The sequence below is a fragment of the Pseudomonas sp. KBW05 genome, assembly GCF_003852405.1.
Classification (GTDB): domain Bacteria; phylum Pseudomonadota; class Gammaproteobacteria; order Pseudomonadales; family Pseudomonadaceae; genus Aquipseudomonas.
This window is the reverse complement of sequence record NZ_QAJM01000016.1, coordinates 13886-27414: the sequence shown is the minus strand read 5'-3', so window position 1 is coordinate 27414 and position 13529 is coordinate 13886. Positions and strand designations below refer to the sequence as shown.

Below are 13529 nucleotides of genomic sequence, written 5' to 3'. Positions count from 1 at the left end.
CATGCATGACTGATGTACCGCATTCGCGAGCAAGCCCGCTCCCACACAAGCCCGCTCCCACATTTTGATCTCCAGTGTTCTGGAGGATTTGTATCGGGAAAAAAAATGCCCCGCACTTGGCGGGGCATTTTTTATGGGCGGGGCTTACAGGCCGTCAAGCATCGCCTTGTTACGCACAGCACCCTTGTCGGCACTGGTGGCCAGCAGGGCGTAGGCCTTCAGCGCGGTGGTGACTTTGCGCGGACGCTTTTCCACCGGCTTCCAACCCTTCTTGTCCTGCTCGACCCGGCGCGCGGCCAGTTCTTCGTCGCTGATCAACAGGTTGATCGAACGGTTTGGAATGTCGATCAGCACCTTGTCGCCATCTTGCACCAGGCCAATCGCGCCGCCGGCAGCGGCTTCTGGCGAAGCGTGGCCGATGGACAGGCCCGAGGTGCCGCCGGAGAAACGGCCGTCGGTGAGCAAGGCGCAGGCTTTGCCCAGGCCCTTGGACTTCAGGTACGACGTCGGGTAGAGCATCTCCTGCATACCCGGGCCGCCTTTCGGGCCTTCGTAGCGGATGATCACGATGTCGCCTTCTTTCACTTCGTCGGCGAGGATGCCGCGAACCGAGCTGTCCTGGCTTTCGTAGATCTTGGCGCGGCCTTCGAAGACGTGGATGGATTCATCCACACCGGCGGTTTTCACCACACAGCCGTCGAGGGCGATGTTGCCGTACAGCACGGCCAGGCCGCCTTCTTGCGAGTAGGCGTGCTCGACACTGCGGATGCAGCCGTTTTCACGGTCGTCGTCCAGGGTGTCCCAACGGGTCGACTGGCTGAACGCGGTTTGCGTCGGGATGCCGGCCGGGCCTGCCTTGAAGAAATGATGCACGGCTTCGTCGTCAGTCTGGGTGATGTCCCATTTGGCGATGCCTTCAGCGAGGGTCTTGCTGTGCACGGTTGGCAGGTCGGTGTGCAGCAGGCCGCCACGGGCCAGGGAGCCGAGGATCGAGAAGATCCCGCCGGCGCGGTGCACGTCTTCCATGTGGTACTTCTGGATGTTTGGCGCGACTTTGCACAGTTGCGGCACGTTGCGGGACAGGCGGTCGATGTCGCGCAGGTCGAAATCGATCTCGGCTTCCTGGGCCGCAGCCAGCAAGTGCAGGATGGTGTTGGTGGAACCGCCCATGGCGATATCCAGGGTCATGGCGTTTTCGAACGCCTTGAAGTTGGCGATGTTGCGCGGCAACACGGACTCATCGTTCTCGGTGTAGTAACGCTTGCACAGCTCGACGATGGTGCGGCCGGCCTGCAGGAACAGCTGCTCGCGGTCGCTGTGGGTGGCGAGGGTGGAACCGTTGCCCGGCAAGGCCAGACCCAGGGCTTCCACCAGGCAGTTCATCGAGTTGGCGGTGAACATGCCGGAGCACGAACCGCAGGTTGGGCACGCGCTGCGCTCGTATTCCGCGACTTTCTCGTCAGAAGCGCTGGAATCGGCGGCGATGACCATGGCGTCCACCAGGTCGAGGCCGTGGGAGGCCAGTTTGGTCTTGCCGGCTTCCATCGGGCCGCCGGACACGAAGATCACCGGGATGTTCAGGCGCAGGGAGGCCATCAGCATGCCGGGGGTGATCTTGTCGCAGTTGGAGATGCAGACGATGGCGTCGGCGCAGTGGGCGTTGACCATGTATTCCACGGAGTCGGCGATGATCTCGCGGCTCGGCAGGGAATACAGCATGCCGTCATGGCCCATGGCGATGCCGTCGTCCACGGCGATGGTGTTGAATTCCTTGGCTACACCGCCAGCGCGTTCGATTTCGCGGGCGACCAGTTGGCCCAGGTCCTTGAGGTGGACGTGGCCCGGTACGAATTGGGTGAACGAGTTGGCAATCGCGATGATCGGCTTCTTGAAGTCGTCATCCTTCATCCCCGTGGCACGCCACAGTGCGCGGGCGCCGGCCATGTTGCGGCCGTGGGTGGATGTTTTCGAGCGGTAATCTGGCATGGAGCACTCCGGGCGGCTAATCGGTATCAAAAGGGAGTGAGCTTCTATTGACGTCTGGAACACCCGAAAAATGGCCGTGTGTCCGGAAGTTGCCACTCGCGTCGCGGGATCGCCGCTTGCTTGGGCCTCGAGCTCATAAACCCGCCGGGGGATGACTGGCGATGAATAGGGCCGATTCTACACCGCTGGCGGCTGGAGGGAACGGGGCAATACAGGGCCTGCGGCTTTGTTTAGACTGGCGGCCTTTTTTGTCCCTCCCCACTCCAAAGGAACTGGAATGCCCGGTCTCAATCGTTTTCTTGGGTTCTATCTGCTGATCGGCCTGGTCCAGGGAATCGCCTTCTATTACTCCGACCAGCTTTATCGCGTAAACGAAGCGCTGTTTTTTGTCACCTACACCCTGGTCCTGGTAGGCGGCACCACGTTGCAGTTGCTCGGGGAAAAAGTCCGACACTGGCGTTCGCTGTTGCCGACGCTGGTGTTCACCCTGCTGATGGGCGGCATGACGCTGTGGGTGTGTTATGGCGTCGAGCATATCGGCGACAAGCGTTGGGCGATCAACTCGTGGTTTATCAGCGTGGTGGTGCTGAGCTACGTCTGCGCCAGTTTCCTGTTTGCCTGGCCCTCGGCCAAAGGCCAGCGCTGGCGCTATGAAGACCTGTTCCAGCAAGCCTGGAACAGCGTGTTTATCGTGCTCTACGCGCTGATCCTGGTGGGGCTGTTCATGGCGTTGCTCAAGCTGTGGAGCCGCCTGTTCCTGATGCTGGGCATCGAGTTTTTCGAGCGGCACTTCTGGAGTGAGTTGTTCCTGTGTTTCGCCCTGCCGCTGGTGTTCGCACTCGGCATGTATTTGGCGGCGCGCAGCGAGAAGGTCATCGGCCAGATGCGCAGCATGCTGCTTAGCGCCTGCGGTTTGCTGCTGCCGTTGATCGCGCTGATCAGTGTGCTGTTTACCCTGGCCCTGCCGTTTACCGGGCTCGGGCGGATCTGGGCCACGGGCTACTCCACGCCGATTTTGCTGGTGTTGGCCGGTGCACAGTTGTTCCTGCTCAATGGGGTGTTCCAGGATGGCCGGCAGCCGCGGCCCTATCCCCAGTGGCTGACGCGGTTTATCGAGTTGAGCCTGTTGTGCCTGCCGGTCCTTGCGGCGCTGGCGTTTTATTCGAGCTGGCTGCGGGTCGAGCAATATGCCTTGTCGCCGCAACGTTTCATCGCGCTGGCGGCGGCGTTGCTGTGTGGTTTGTATGGCCTGGCGGCGGTGTGGGCGGTGGTGCTGCGTAAGCCTGTGTGGCTGGGCAACTTGCGCGTGACCAACCCGGCACTGGCGTTGCTGTTTTGTGCGCTGGTGGTGTTGATCAACACGCCACTGCTCAACCCGGTACAGATCAGTGTGAATGATCAGGTGCAACGCTTGCTCGACGGACGCACCAAGGCTGAGGCCTTTGACGCGCGCTACCTGCGTTTTGGCCTGGAGAAGGCCGGCGAGGAGGCTTACGCCCGGTTGCAGGAGGATCTGGATAAAGAGCGCATTCTCGACGCGGACTCCCGTCGCGTCTTGCGTGAACGGATGGACGACACGGCGCTGAGTTTCAGCGAGCAATACGCCAAGGAGCGCGCCCAGCGGCCCAAGGCCGAACTGGAATGGATCGGCCCCAAGCCCAAGGGCAGCGAACAGTTTGCCGAACTGAGCCTGGATACCGACTCACCGTGCGAGTCCAACTGTGTGTTGTGGGCGGTGGATCTCGACCTGGACGGCCAGTCCGAAGTGCTGGCGATTCCGAACACCGGCTACCGCCACGACTTCAAGCCACCGCGCATCTTTGCCCTGGACGAGAAGGGCAAATGGGACGATCGCGGCCCGTTGGTCTGGACGCAACTGCCGGACGGTTATGTGGACACCGAGACGCTGATCCACGACATCCGCATAGGCCGGATCGAGCTGGTCAAGCCGCGTTATCGGCAATTGCAGACCAGTGACATGCTGCTCACGCCGGTAGTGCGTGAGCCGTAGTCTGCCGGTTGGTCAGCAGCCCCCAGAGGCTGAGTACGATAAAACTGAGGGCGATGGTCAGCAGCAGATGTTCGCCCGCCTGGGCCAGCGCCGCGCTGCTGACGGCGGCGGTGAGGAACATGATGCTGTTGCCCGCCGACGCCGCCGTGCCGGCGCTGCTGGAAAACAACAGCATCGCTGCGGAAATGGCTGCGGGTCGCACCAGGGTCACGGCCAGCGCGCTGATCAGCATCGGGATCAGCAAGGTCACCGTGGTGATGGCGTGCAGGCTGACCATCAATGTCAGCAGTAACCCGGCAATGCTCAGCAAGCCGAGGCCGATGTTGATCTGCCGGGACAGCGTGATGCGCTTCTGCAAATACGACGCCGCGACGCCGCCGAGCAGGTAGGCCACGCCGTACACCATCAGCACCAGCGCGTATTGGTATTCGGAGAGCTGCAGCGTGTCCATGAAGATCAGCGGTGTCACGCTGATCAGCGCGAAGTAGCAGGCGAACACCAGCGCGGCAATCCACCAGTAACGTAGGAAATCACGGTTTTTGCCGACGGCTTTCAGCGTGCCGATGATGGAAACGGCGGCACGGTGCGGGCTGGCAGACTTGGACGGCAGGATGCAGGCCGCGTGGATCAACATGCCCAGGGCCATCAGCGCGAACCCATAGAAGCTGCCTTGCCAGTCGAAGGTGGTTTGCAGCCAGGAGCCGATCAGCGGTGACAGCGCGACAAACGAGCCGCTCAAGGTCATGTAGTACAGGCGTACGCGGGCACGGTCTTGTTCATCGAACAGGTCCTCCACCAACGCGTGGCCCAGCACGAAAAATCCACAGCCCATGGCCTGGACACAGCGAAACAGCAGGAAGCTCAGGTAATCCGGCGCCAGTGCGCAACCGATGGCGCCGAGGATCGACAGGCTGATGCAGCCGATCAGCACTTCCTTGCGTTCCCATTTGTCCGACAGCGGGCCGGCGACCAGTTGGGAGATCGCAAAGACCAGGGTGAACAGGCTGATGGACAGCGCGACGTCGGCGGTGGGTGTATCGAAATGGGCGGACAGGGCGGGGAAGGAGGGCAGCAGGATATTGATCGGGAAGAAGCTGATCAGGGAGATGCAGGTGATGAGGATGAAGCGCGAGAGGGTGGGCCCAGACATTGTTTTTGTTTTCCGGAGTTGAACCAGAAACCGATACTAGTCTGCGGAAAATGGAATTCAATCAAAACCGTGAGGAGATCTTCCGTGCGCCGCAAAACAATGTGGGAGCGGGCCCGCTCCCACATTTTGATCTGCGTTCTAACTCTACTTAGCTGTTAGGCAGCAGGCGGCACGTAATGCTCTTGATGTAGCGCGTCTCGGCAATCGCCGGGTGCACCGGATGGTCCGGGCCCTGGCCGCCACGTTCCAGCATCTGGATATTGCGGTCCAGGTGGCGGGCGCTGGTCAGCAGGATGTTTTGCAGGTCGTCTTCCGGCAAATGCATGGAGCACGAAGCGCTGACCAGGATGCCGTCCTTGCTGAGCAGGCGCATGGCTTGCTCGTTCAGGCGACGGTAGGCGCCTTCGCCGTTCTTCATGTCTTTTTTGCGTTTGATGAAGGCCGGTGGGTCGGCGACGATCACGTCGAAGCGTTCTTCGCTGGCTTTCAGTTCTTTCAACGCTTCAAACACGTCGCCTTCGATGCAGGTCATCTTCTCGGCAACACCGTTCAGCGCGGCGTTGCGCTCCACGCCGTCGAGGGCGAAGGCGGAGGCGTCGACGCAGAACACTTCACTGGCGCCAAAGGCCGCGGCTTGCACGCCCCAGCCGCCGATGTAGCTGTACAGGTCGAGCACGCGTTTGCCTTTGGCATACGGAGCCAGGCGCGCACGGTTCATGCGGTGGTCGTAGAACCAGCCGGTTTTCTGGCCCTGAATCACCGGGGCTTCGAATTTCACGCCGTTTTCTTCCAGCGCCACCCACTCTGGCACCAGGCCGAACACGGTTTCGACGTAGCGGTTGAGGCCTTCGGCGTCGCGGGCGGCGGAGTCGTTCTTGAACAGAATGCCGCTTGGCTTGAGCACTTGGGTCAGTGCGGCGATCACGTCTGCTTTATGGGCTTCCATGGTCGCCGAAGCGATCTGCACCACGAGGATGTCGCCGAAACGGTCAACCACCAGGCCTGGCAACAGGTCGGAGTCGCCGTAGACCAGGCGGTAGAACGGCTTGTCGAACAGGCGGTCACGCAGGGACAGGGCGACGTTGATGCGGTGCACCAGCAGCGACTTGTCCAGCGGCAACTTGATGTCGCGCGACAGCAGGCGCGCGCAGATCAGGTTGTTCGGGCTCATGGCCACGATGCCCAGGGTCTTGCCGCCGGCCGCTTCCAGGATAGCCTGGTCGCCTGCCTGGAAGCCGTGAAGTGGGGTGGCGGCCACGTCGATTTCGTTGCTGTAGACCCACAGGTGGCCGTTGCGCAAACGACGATCGGCGTTGGCTTTGAGACGCAGGCTTGGCAGGGACATGACGTCGCTCCGGAAAAAAGAGCGGGAGTATACCGTGTTGTGTAGGAATTGGCGGTGCCGCCGGACATGTGGGGGCGGGCTTGTGTGGGAGCGGGCTTGCTCGCGAACGCGGTGGGTCAGTCAATACATATGCAAGCTGACCCACCGCATTCGCGAGCAAGCCCGCTCCCACACAAGCCAGCTCCCCCCTTTGATCGGGTTTCCGTTCAGGTTTTTGAGGTGTCGGTCAGGTTCCCATAGAGGTTAGAATCCCCGCCTAGTCCAGAGTAAGTACTTATGTCCCAAGAGCTATCCGCCGAACAGATCCAACAGGCCCTGCAAGGCATCAGTGTGCCGCCCCAGCCGCAGATCATGGTAGATCTGCAGATGGAGCAGTACATGCCTGACCCGGACCTGGAAGTGATCGCCCGGCTGATCGCCCAGGACCCGGGCCTGTCCGGCGCATTGCTGAAGGTCGTCAACTCGTCGTACTTCGGCCTGAGCAACAAGATCGCCTCGATCCAGCGCGCCGTGAACCTGCTGGGCAGCCGTTCGGTCATCAACCTGATCAACGCGCTGTCGATCAAGGGCGAGATGAGCGACGACACCATCGTCACCCTCAACCGCTTCTGGGACACCGCCCAGGACGTGGCCATGACCTGCCTGACCCTGGCCAAGCGCACCGGCGCCCAGGCGGTGGACGAAGCCTACGCCCTCGGCCTGTTCCACGATTGCGGCGTGCCGCTGATGCTCAAGCGTTTCCCCAATTACATGGCGGTGCTCGAAGAGGCCTATGCCAGCGCCGGCCCGGACTGCCGCGTGGTGGATACCGAGAACAACGCGTTCAACACCAACCATGCCGTGGTCGGCTACTACACCGCCAAGTCCTGGCGCCTGCCGCAGCATGTGACCGACGCCATAGCCAACCACCACAACGCCCTGGCGATTTTCAGCGATGAATCGTCGCGCAATCCGCAGCTGAAAAACCTGCTGGCAATCCTCAAGATGGCCGAGCACATCTGCTCGTCCTACCGCGTGCTGGGTAACCAGGCGGTGGATCACGAGTGGAATGCCATCAGCCATCTGGTGCTGGACTACGTGGGCCTGTCGGACTACGACTTCGAAAGCATGAAGTTGTCGATCCGCGAACTGGGCGCGCACTGACCCTTCCGTTTACGAGGTACCTATGCCCGAGTTGCCCGAAGTCGAAACCACCCGGCGCGGGATTGCGCCGCACCTGGAAGGCCAGCGCGTCAGCCGCGTGATCGTGCGCGAGCGGCGCCTGCGCTGGCCGATCCCGGAAGACCTTGATGTGCGCCTGTCCGGGCAGCGCATCGTGTTGGTGGAGCGGCGGGCCAAGTACCTGTTGATCAACGCCGAAGTGGGCACGCTGATCAGCCATTTGGGCATGTCAGGCAACCTGCGGCTGGTGGAAGTCGGGCTGCCGGCGCTCAAGCATGAGCATGTGGATATCGAACTCGAATCCGGCCTGGCCCTGCGCTATACCGACCCACGGCGTTTTGGCGCCATGCTCTGGAGCCAGGACCCGCACAACCACGAACTGCTGCTGCGCCTGGGGCCCGAGCCGTTGACCGACCTGTTTGATGGCGAGCGCCTGTTCAAACTGTCCCGTGGCCGTTCGATGGCGGTGAAGCCTTTCATCATGGACAACGCGGTGGTGGTGGGCGTGGGCAATATCTATGCGACGGAAGCGCTGTTTGCGGCGGGGATCGACCCGCGGCGTGAGGCGGGCGGTATTTCCCGTGGGCGCTATTTGAAGCTGGCGATCGAGATCAAGCGCATCCTGGCCGCCGCGATCGAGCGGGGCGGTACGACATTGCGCGACTTTATCGGTGGGGATGGGCAGCCGGGGTATTTCCAGCAGGAGCTGTTTGTTTATGGCCGGGGGAACGAGGCGTGCAAGGTCTGTGGGACGGAGTTGCGCAATGTGATGCTGGGGCAGCGGGCGAGTGTGTTTTGCCCTAGGTGCCAGAGCTGATTGCTAGGTGATGGCTGATGACGCCTTCGCGAGCAAGCCCGCTCCCACATTCGACCGCATTCCCATGTTGGAACTCGGTCAACTGTGGGAGCGGGCTTGCTCGCGAAGAGGCCCTGGCAGGCGCTAAAGAACCTCAGGCCTTACCGGTAATCTTGCGGTACTTGTCCATCAACTGCTCTTCCGTCTCCGGATGAGCCCCATCCAACGGAATGCAATCCACCGGGCAGACCTGCTGGCACTGAGGTTCGTCATAGTGGCCGACACACTGCGTGCACAGGTTCGGGTCGATCACGTAGATCTCTTCACCTTGGGAAATGGCAGCGTTCGGGCACTCGGGTTCGCAGACGTCGCAATTGATGCAATCGTCGGTGATGATCAGGGACATGGAAACTCCTGCCAGGGCTGTCAGCCAGGGCATCTGAAAACTAATGCGCGCAATTGTGCCGCATTGGCGCCCGCAGTGCGAGCCTGTGGCAAACCCTAGCGACGAGCGCAGTCCCTGTGGCGAGGGAGCTTGCTCCCGCTGGGCTGCGAAGCGGCCCCAAAATCTTGGGAGCGCTGCGCACTCCAGCGGGAGCAAGCTCCCTCGCCACAGTGAGTCTTACTTCTTGAAGCGCAACGTCAGCGCATCAGCCACGGCGGGGTGGACGAACTTGGTGATATCTCCGCCCAAAGCGGCGATTTCACGGACCAACGTCGAGGAAATGAACGAATAACGTTCCGACGGCGTGAGGAACAGGCTTTCCACGTCCGGCGCCAGTTGGCGGTTCATGTTGGCCAGCTGGAATTCGTATTCGAAGTCCGACACCGCGCGCAGGCCGCGCAGGAACACATTGGCGTTCTGCTCTTTGGCGAAGTGCGCAAGCAGCGTGGAAAAACCCACCACTTCCACGTTGGGCAGGTGCTTGGTGACCTCGCGCGCCAGTTCCACGCGCTGTTCCAGGGGAAACAGCGGGTTTTTCTTGGGGCTGGCTGCGACCGCGATGATCACATGGTCGAACAAGCGCGAGGCGCGTTCGACCAGATCGCCATGGCCTTTGGTAATCGGGTCGAAGGTACCTGGGTACAACACTCGGTTCATCGCGTCGTCCTGGCGGAGTCCGTTGGGGAACCGGATGGTATCGCAGCCATCCCGGTCGGCCAAGTCAACTTATGTAGAAGAAACCACGATAGACCGTGTTTTTTCACGCCGTTTTCAGACGTTCGGCCAACGCGGTCGCCAGTTGCGCGGTCAATCCATACACCGATAATTGCGGGTTGGCCCCAATGCTGGTGGGGAACAGCGAACCGTCGTGGATCGACAGGTTGCGCAATTGATGATGGCGCCCGAGGCTGTCGGCCACCGCGTTTTTCGGGTCTTCGCCCATGGCGCAACCGCCCATCACATGGGCGCTGCCCAGGCAGGTGCGGTGCAGTTCCAGGTTGAGGTCGTCGATCATTGCGCGGGCTTCGCCCAGGGTTTTCACGTAGCGCGCATCGTGGTGCAGCGGCTTGACCGACTTGGCGCCCGCCGCGAACTGGATCTCGGCCATGCTGTGGAAGGCCCGGCGCAGGCCGTCCCAGGCGTAGTCCGAAACCTGATAGTCGAGCACCGGCGTGCCATCACCGCGCAAATCCACGGTGCCACCGGGGCTGTCGGGGTGAAAACCGTCCCGCAACAGCGCGAGCATGGCGTGGGTGTTGGGCAATTGGCTCATGTCCAGGGCGTTCTGCTCGCCGTAGCCGCCCAGCAGGGTGCTGGCCAGCGCCGGATGTAAGGGCGGCGCTTCGAGCTTGTACGACATTTTGCCGGTGGTGCCGTCCTGCCATTGGAAATGGTCGGAATAGATCGACTGCGGCGCGCCATAGAACGGGTTGATCACTTCGTCGAACAGCCCCGCAGAGAAATTCACCAGGTGCAGAAAAGTGCGTTTGCCCACCCGCGAATGCGGGTCGGGGGCATCCGAGCGCATCAGCAGCGCCGGGCTGTTGATACCGCCGCCGGAGAGCACGTAGTGCTTGGCTTTCACCGTAATCTTGCGACCGGTCGGTGCCACGCACAGATCGTCCATGGCCACGCATTCCAGGCTGCTGATGGTGTCGCCGCTGTACTTCAGGCGTTCAGCGCGGGCCAGGTAGAGCAGCTCGCCGCCGGCTTCCAGGGTGGACGGGATGGTGGTCACCAACATCGACTGCTTGGCGTTGACCGGGCAACCCATGCCGCAATACCCCAGGTTGAAGCAGCCACGCACATTGCGCGGGATGACATGCCAGCTGTAGCCAAGCTTTTCGCAGCCTTTGCGGATCACGTCGTTATTGGGGTTGGGCGGCATAGCCCACGGCGCGATGCCCAGGCGTTGCTCCATTTTTTCGAACCACGGCGCCATCTCGGCGCTGCTGTGGCCCTTCACCGCGTATTCGCTGGCCCAGTGGGAAAGGGTGGCGTCCGGCGTGCGAAAGCTCGACGTCCAGTTGATCAACGTGGTGCCACCCACCGCCCGGCCTTGCAGGATGGTGATCGCGCCGTCCTTGCTCATACGGCCGATGCCTTCCTGGTACAGGCTGGTGTAGGCCTCGTCCTCGAGCAGCTTGAAATCGCTGCTGGTCTTGAGCGGGCCTTCTTCGATCAGCAGCACCTTGTAGCCGGCGGCGCTGAGGATCTCGGCGGTGGTGCCGCCGCCGGCGCCACTGCCGATGATGGCGACGTCGGCTTCCAGGGTCAGGTCGCTGTCGAGGGCGGCGCCGTTGTGGGTTTTCCAGCCACGGGCGAGGCCATCACGGAACAGATCGGGTACGGGCATGGGCGTGCACTCTTGTTGTTATAGGTGTCGGTCGCTACGAAGTTGCGATCTAAATGTGGGAGCGGGCTTGCTCGCGAAAGCGGTGTATCAGTGACGGATTATTTGACTGACCCACCGCTTTCGCGAGCAAGCCCGCTCCCACAGTTTTGATTGGGTTATCAAGGCTAGATCTTTGGAGGCCCGGGATAGCCGCAATGGGCCCAGGACGCCGGCTGAAAATACCACGCCATGATCACCAGCTTGAGCAACGAACCCTGGCCCATGCGCAGCAGGTTCAGGTAGCTGTTCTCCCAGCGATGCAGAAAGTTGCGGATCTGTTCGCTGCTGGCGTTTTCCCAACTGCCCCAGATCCCGGTCAGCGGCCCACGGGTGATGCCCATGCCCAGCACGTCAAACAGTTGCTGGGTGAGCTTGAACATCTCCGGCGACAGGCGTTGCAGGCTGAAATCGAGCTTTTTCAGTGTGTCCTCGATGCCGCTGGCGACGGCCTCGGCGCTGGCCACGCCTTCGAGCAGCACTGGGATCACGGCGCGCAGGAACGGCAGGTCACTGCTGCGCAACATCACAAAGCCGCTGGCGGGCGTGCTGCTGGAGCAGCCGCTGAGGCTGGCGCCGAGCCCGGCGGTGGCCAGGAAAGCGCTGGCGCACAGGCCGATTTTCAAGACGCCGCGCCGTGACAGCGCGGGTGTTTCAGTCAGGCTGGGGTTCATTTTTATTGTTATCCCGAGAGTGGTGTTATCAGCGGATAAACAGCTTCTGGATCAACGTCTGGATCGCCTTGCCATAAGGCGGGTAGATCAATTTCGCCGCGTTCAGGCGTTGTTTCACCAGCACACCCTTGGCTTTGCTGAACGTTAGGAAACCTTCGTGGCCGTGGTAGTGGCCCATGCCCGAGGGGCCGATGCCGCCGAACGGCATGTCGTCCTGGGCCACGTGCAGCAGGGTGTCGTTCAGGCACACGCCGCCGGAATGGGTCTCGTGGAGTACGCGGTTCTGTTCACCCTTGTTGTAGCCGAAGTAATACAGGGCCAGCGGGCGAGGGCGCTGGTTGATGTAGGCAAACGCCTGGTCAAGGCCGCGATACGGCACGATCGGCAGCAGCGGGCCGAAAATTTCGTCCTGCATCACCGTCATGTCATCGCTGACATTCAGCAACAGGCTGTGGGCCATGCGCCGGGCCTGGCCCTGATCAAACAGCGGGATCAGGGTGGCGCCCTTGTCGGTGGCGTCCTTGGCATAGGCGTTGAGCCGCGCCAATTGCCGTTCGTTGATGATGGCGGTGTAGTCCGGGTTGTCGGCCAGGGTCGGGTAAAACCCGCGAATCGCTTGGGTGTAGGCCTCGACGAAGCCCTCCACGCGATCTTCCGGCACCAGCACGTAGTCCGGCGCCACGCAGGTTTGCCCGGCGTTCAAGGCCTTGCCGAAGGCGATGCGTTCGGCGGCGTCCTTGAGCGGTACATCGGCAGAGACGATGGCGGGCGACTTGCCGCCCAGCTCCAGGGTGACCGGCGTGAGGTGTTCGGCCGCCGCGCGCATCACATGCTTGCCGATGCTGGTGGCGCCGGTGAACAGCAGGTGGTCGAAGCGCAGCCTGGAAAACGCGATGCCCATATCGGCCTCGCCGAGCACCACGCACACCAGGTCTTCGGGGAAGATCTTCGCCAGCAGCGTTTTGAGCAATTCGCCGGTGGCGGGGGTGGATTCGCTGAGCTTGAGCATCACCCGGTTACCCGCCGCCAATGCACCGACCAGCGGGCCAATGGCCAGGTACAGCGGGTAGTTCCACGGCACGATCACCCCGACCACGCCCAGCGGTTGGTAGATGACTTTGGCGGACGCGGGCTGGAAGGCAATGCCTACGGCGCGGCGCGAAGGTTTCATCCAGCCCTTGAGGTGTTTGCTGGCGTAGTGAATGCCATGCAGGCTGGGCATCAATTCGGCGAACAGGGTTTCGTCGGCGCTGCGGTGGCTGAAATCCTGGCTGATGGCGTTGATCAACGCCTGGCGTTCGTCGCTCAGCAGGTCACGCAGGGCCTTGAGCCATTGCTGGCGTTGACCTGCCGGCGGCATCGGGTTGGCCGCGTAGGCGCGTTGTTGGGCGTCGAACAGGTCCTGGAGGTGTTCCAGCGCCTGGGAATCTTGCAGGTAGGCAACGTTGGCAGACATGGCGCAGTTCCCGGTTGTTATAGGTCTGCCTGGATTTTTAGAGTCATTGCTCTAAATTGTCAAATAACATTGCAGCAACATGCAGTTTTATCCCGGCCTGGATAGGCCGTAAG

General features: G+C 61.7%; 11 protein-coding genes. 3 read left to right on the top strand and 8 right to left on the bottom strand.

Going from position 1 to position 13529, the window contains the following annotated elements; genetic code table 11:
- Positions 1-144: 144 nt before the first annotated feature.
- On the bottom strand, positions 145-1986 hold the full coding sequence (gene ilvD, locus DBR46_RS14690) for a dihydroxy-acid dehydratase (protein WP_124526784.1): 1842 nt from the start codon (positions 1984-1986) through the stop codon (positions 145-147).
- Positions 1987-2263: 277 nt separating this feature from the next.
- Here ilvD and DBR46_RS14685 point away from each other — a divergent pair, with 277 nt between their 5' ends.
- Positions 2264-3997: a DUF4153 domain-containing protein gene (locus DBR46_RS14685; RefSeq protein ID WP_124526783.1), complete on the top strand. Its 1734-nt coding sequence runs from the start codon at positions 2264-2266 to the stop codon at positions 3995-3997.
- On the opposite strand, the gene DBR46_RS14680 is transcribed toward DBR46_RS14685, so the two are convergent.
- The gene (locus DBR46_RS14680; RefSeq protein WP_124526782.1) at positions 3972-5147 is read right to left on the bottom strand and encodes an MFS transporter; all 1176 of its coding nucleotides are present in this window, start codon (positions 5145-5147) and stop codon (positions 3972-3974) included. The genes DBR46_RS14685 and DBR46_RS14680 overlap by 26 nt on opposite strands.
- A gap of 148 nt (positions 5148-5295) precedes the next feature.
- On the bottom strand, positions 5296-6492 hold the full coding sequence (locus tag DBR46_RS14675; protein WP_017734765.1) for a class I SAM-dependent rRNA methyltransferase: 1197 nt from the start codon (positions 6490-6492) through the stop codon (positions 5296-5298).
- A 330-nt stretch (positions 6493-6822) separates the two neighbouring features.
- On the opposite strand from DBR46_RS14675, the gene DBR46_RS14665 reads away from it, so the two are divergent.
- Together DBR46_RS14665 and mutM are read left to right on the top strand one after the other, a co-directional pair.
- Positions 6823-7635, top strand: a complete 813-nt coding sequence (locus tag DBR46_RS14665; RefSeq protein WP_177414073.1) for an HDOD domain-containing protein — start codon at positions 6823-6825, stop codon at positions 7633-7635.
- Between the two features lie 22 nt (positions 7636-7657).
- The gene (gene mutM, locus DBR46_RS14660) at positions 7658-8470 is read left to right on the top strand and encodes a bifunctional DNA-formamidopyrimidine glycosylase/DNA-(apurinic or apyrimidinic site) lyase (RefSeq protein ID WP_124526779.1); all 813 of its coding nucleotides are present in this window, start codon (positions 7658-7660) and stop codon (positions 8468-8470) included.
- Positions 8471-8603: 133 nt separating this feature from the next.
- On the opposite strand, the gene DBR46_RS14655 is transcribed toward mutM, so the two are convergent.
- From DBR46_RS14655 to DBR46_RS14635, 5 genes are all read right to left on the bottom strand, one after another.
- Entirely contained in the window at positions 8604-8855 is a 252-nt protein-coding gene (locus DBR46_RS14655) for a YfhL family 4Fe-4S dicluster ferredoxin (protein ID WP_124526778.1), read from the bottom strand.
- A gap of 216 nt (positions 8856-9071) precedes the next feature.
- Positions 9072-9551 carry a pantetheine-phosphate adenylyltransferase gene (coaD, locus tag DBR46_RS14650; protein ID WP_003176711.1) on the bottom strand — a complete coding sequence of 160 codons (480 nt, stop codon included), beginning with the start codon at positions 9549-9551 and terminating at the stop codon, positions 9072-9074.
- Positions 9552-9654: 103 nt separating this feature from the next.
- Positions 9655-11250, bottom strand: a complete 1596-nt coding sequence (locus DBR46_RS14645) for a GMC family oxidoreductase (RefSeq protein ID WP_124526777.1) — start codon at positions 11248-11250, stop codon at positions 9655-9657.
- A gap of 164 nt (positions 11251-11414) precedes the next feature.
- Complete coding sequence (locus DBR46_RS14640; protein ID WP_124526776.1) at positions 11415-11960, bottom strand: twin-arginine translocation pathway signal protein; 546 nt, start codon at positions 11958-11960, stop codon at positions 11415-11417.
- A 28-nt stretch (positions 11961-11988) separates the two neighbouring features.
- Complete coding sequence (locus tag DBR46_RS14635) at positions 11989-13416, bottom strand: coniferyl aldehyde dehydrogenase (RefSeq protein WP_124526775.1); 1428 nt, start codon at positions 13414-13416, stop codon at positions 11989-11991.
- Positions 13417-13529: the final 113 nt, after the last annotated feature.